Origin of the sequence: Flavobacterium sp. (genome assembly GCF_049590715.1) — a bacterium.
In the GTDB taxonomy this organism is placed as follows: Bacteria; Bacteroidota; Bacteroidia; order Flavobacteriales; family Flavobacteriaceae; genus Flavobacterium.
In genome coordinates this window covers 1-3,988 of the sequence record NZ_JBAWDL010000056.1, presented here as the reverse complement: position 1 = coordinate 3,988, position 3,988 = coordinate 1, and the positions used below count along the sequence as shown (strand labels likewise).

Here is a 3,988-nt window from a genome sequence, read left to right as displayed (position 1 = left end):
CAACCATATAAATATGAAAAATCAGAAGGGAAATATAATGAATATCACTTATTTAATCTTCCTTGGCCAAAAGAAGCCTTAGAAAGTTTAGAAGAAAAATCAGTTAAGATTATTGTTACTTTGTCTTATTATATTGAACCTAATCCAGGAAGTAGAAGGTTAGCTTCACATTATTCATATCATTCACATCAGTTAGATTTTGAATTAATCAAAAGATATGAAACACCTTCAGAATTTCAAAATAGAATTTCAAAACCCGAAAATGAAACTGATGAGAATAAACCAAAAAGAGATGGTGTTAAATGGGAAATTGGTACTAAAATTGGTTCGAAAGGCTCTATTCGAAAAGATTATATTACTGCAACTGGGCGAGAAATATCAGAAAGAAATACTTTAGCTGTTTATCCTAAAAACGGATGGTATAAAAATTTAAAAAGACAGAATAGATTTAATGAAAAAGTTCGTTATAGTTTAATTGTAAGTCTGGAGACTGAGGAATTAAATGTGGATTTATACACACCTGTACTGAATCAAATTGCTATTACTATATAATTTTTACTATTTATCTAATCTCACTTCACCCCATTCAAATACCCAATCCTCTCATAAATATAATCTCTAAAAGCGATTAAAGCGGCATCGTTTTTATCATCGCTGTAAAAGTGGTAAAACTAACTTTGGTTACCACACCTTCTCGATGGTATTCAAAAAAGCAACTATCTTCCTAAAGAATTAACTTTTAATAACTTACATTCTAAAATGATTGAGTTAAACCACTAAAAATTGATTTTATAGGTATAAAAAAAGGCATTATATTAGGTAAAATAAAATCCGATTTACAACAAAATCTACTCATAATAAAGTTAGCAAACCTTGTAAATCTTGGGTATCCTTATTAACTTATCAAACAAGCAAAAGGCTCCGATTATAAAACGAAGCCTTAGCTTTTTAACTTATACCATTTAGGGATAGTCCCAAATTTTTACTGCATTTTTTTAGCTTGTTCGTAATGATCTGTCAATCCAATTACTTGGCGCGATGCCCAAAGTTTAAAATCATTATTTTTGGCTTTTTGTGAAATCTCAGTCATTTTATCCATTGCTTTTTCTTGCTCTGCTTCGATTACCTCAATAAACATTTTATCAAAATCCATTCCTGATTTTTCTTTTAGTTTATTATAATTCTCATTATCCACAGCTGTATTAACAATTGGCATTGTCACTGTAATTTTATTTGAAAGCATTTTTACTTCTTCCATAGATTTTGTATTATCTGCCACTAGCATACTCCCATACTCTTTAACGGCAGTACTAACTCCTTTTTGTTGTGCTAGTTTTCCCATTTCCATTTCAAACTGACTGATTGCTACTGCATCTTCTAAATATTGCGCATCATTTTCTACAATCTCATTGTCAGGCATTGCATTATTATTAACATCTTCTATAACAACTTCTTGTTCTTGTTCTGATTTAGGCTCATTTTTACAAGAATTCATTGTACACAACAACAATCCTGTTCCTAAAATAATTTTGCTATACATAAGTATCTTTTTCATATTATATTTACTTTAAAAGTTTAATTCAAAGATATTTGTTAGTATTCTTAAAATTTTACATCATTTTGTGGAAAGATTACAATATTTAGAGGTTTGTTGTCTTTTTTTAATAGATGAAGAAAAACGCTACTATAAATACAGTAGTTAGAAATAGACAATTAGAAATGAAAAAAGAGGATAGTATTAATATTTTGTATCAAAAGAAGCGTTCTTTATGATCTGTAGTACAAACGTAGTTACAACCAAGGATGAGCCGCGATAGTAGTGGAAATCGTTGTGGAGGCAGGCATTTTGCCTCCACAAGATTACTTCACTGTGCCTTTATCTTTATTAGGAGTTCAGTGAACTTCGTTTGAAACGGATAGCAGGATTAGGGCCTAAAAAAAAATGAAATTAAAACGCAATTGGCGCGGCTAAACAGGAATCAGGAATAGCAAAGGCGTTGACTAAAGCCACAGCATCAGGGCGAATGTCCCAACACAATTGATTGACCATTTTGCGAATGGCTTTGGTTTTAACGGGTTCCATGTACCCATCTTCTAAATACCATGATTTGTTTTTCTCTATTTGTGAAAGTGCGTACAATTGAGTTAATTGAGTTAAAATGGCGTTGCTATTTTCATCTTCTATAGTTGCAATGGCAATTTGAAACTGTTCTAAAACAACACGTTCTAAATAGGCTTGAGCGACATCGATCATTTGGTGTTGGACCACATTAAACGCATCATACGCTTCCATACCGCCATCAATTAGTTTTTTGATACGCTTAGTGGCCGAAGCCAAAATCGTTTTTTCTCGGTGCTGGAAGGCGTGCAAATGAAATTCGGGATCTAATAAATGTGCTTCATCTGTTTTTCGAATTGCGATTGGATTTTTTTCGGAGATAGCAGTTAATGTGGTTTCATATACATAATTAATAATCCCGAAAGACCCCATTTCTCCAAAGGATTTCCGAAATTCCGACAAACGATTTTTAGCAACTAATTGCATCAAAACGGTATTATCTCCTTCAAAAGTAGTATAGATTTCAGTATCATTTTTTAAAGCATCGATTCGGTTTTCAGACAAATAGGCTTTTCCGCCACAGGCTTCTCTACATTCTTGTAAAATAGCTGTAGTACTCCAGGTGGAATAGGCTTTTAAACCAGCTGCTAACGCTTCTATTTCTTGCATTTCAGCTTCCGTTTTGGTCAAAAATCGTTGGGTAAGATAGTGCAAAGCGAAATGTACTGCATAGGTTTTAGCTAATGGAATCAACAACCTACGTTGGTGCATGCGGTAATTGAGGATGGGCACTTCTGAACCGCCTTCGGGACCAAATTGTCGTCTTTGGTCACTGTATTTTATGGCGATCGTAAGTCCGCTTTTGGCTGCTGCCAAAGCAGAACGTGGAATTCCTATTCTACCGCCCACTAGCGTTCCTAACATCGTAAAAAAGCGTCGGTTATCACTTGGGATTGGGCTTTCAAATTCGCCTTTGTCATTAACGGATGCAAAACGATCCAGCATATTTTCTTTTGGAATCACAACCTCATCAAATCGAATAGTACCATTATCTACTCCGTTTAACCCCATTTTGTGTCCACAATCACCAATGGTAATTCCTTTTAAAACCAGTCCATTTGCATCACGCAACGGAACTATAAAAGCATTCACACCATAATCGTGATCGTCAATAATTAGTTTAGCAAAAACAGTCGCCATTTGTCCATGAAGCGCAGCATTCCCTATGTATTCCTTTTGGGCTTTTGGGTGTGGCGTATGAATGGTAAACGTTTGGTTTTCGTGATGATACGTTGCCGTAGTTTCAAGTCCTTTTACATTTGATCCATGATGTGTTTCAGTCATCGCAAAACAACCCGGTAATTTTAGCGAACCAATGTCTTTTAGGTATTTTTTATAATGTTTTTCGGTTCCAAGGGATTGCACACTCATTCCCCAAAGTCCAAATTGTACGCCAAATTTAATTACCAAACTCAAATCATGGTAACTCAAGGTTTCCATAATGGCAAAATAATTAGCTATGTTTTCTCCTCCTCCATATTGTTTGGGATAGGCCATGTTTCCAAGGTTTTCGTCTGCTAGTATTTTGCACCAATCATATACTTGTTGGCGATAAACACCAATATCTGTGGTTGTTACATACTTGAATTCTGGTCTTGAAATAATCGCTTTTACCTTATTAATAATAGGCGCTTGTTCACCATCCAAAAGAGCTGTAATTTTTGAAACATCAAAACTAGCCTCTGTTTGATGGTTTACGGTAAGCGTTTGAGCTTTGGTCTTAAAATTCCCAATGGCTTCTTCGCCTAAAATCCCTAAATCGTTTTCGAGTTTTAAGAACGAAACTTCAAGATTATCAATAACTTCATCGTTTCCAGAAAGTACAACTGCAATTTCAAAAATATTTTTTATCGAAGGATTCTCTTGAAG

General features: G+C 34.4%; 2 protein-coding genes and 1 pseudogene. 1 reads left to right on the top strand and 2 read right to left on the bottom strand.

Annotated elements, in window-relative coordinates; all coding sequences use genetic code 11:
- Positions 1-552: pseudogene (locus WBQ70_RS02835) on the top strand (hypothetical protein); the annotation flags it as partial.
- 430 nt (positions 553-982) lie between these two features.
- On the opposite strand, the gene WBQ70_RS02830 reads toward WBQ70_RS02835, so the two are convergent.
- Positions 983-1,555: a DUF4142 domain-containing protein gene (locus WBQ70_RS02830; protein WP_423910277.1), complete on the bottom strand. Its 573-nt coding sequence runs from the start codon at positions 1,553-1,555 to the stop codon at positions 983-985.
- 393 nt (positions 1,556-1,948) lie between these two features.
- Positions 1,949-3,988 (bottom strand): acyl-CoA dehydrogenase (locus WBQ70_RS02825; RefSeq protein ID WP_423910274.1); only part of this gene is annotated, 2,040 nt, incomplete at its 5' end.

What these genes read in the sequence shown, in the direction of transcription:
- WBQ70_RS02830 (WP_423910277.1), bottom strand. Translation starts at nt 1,555, where the DNA reads ATGAAAAAGATACTTATGTATAGCAAAATTATTTTAGGAACAGGATTG.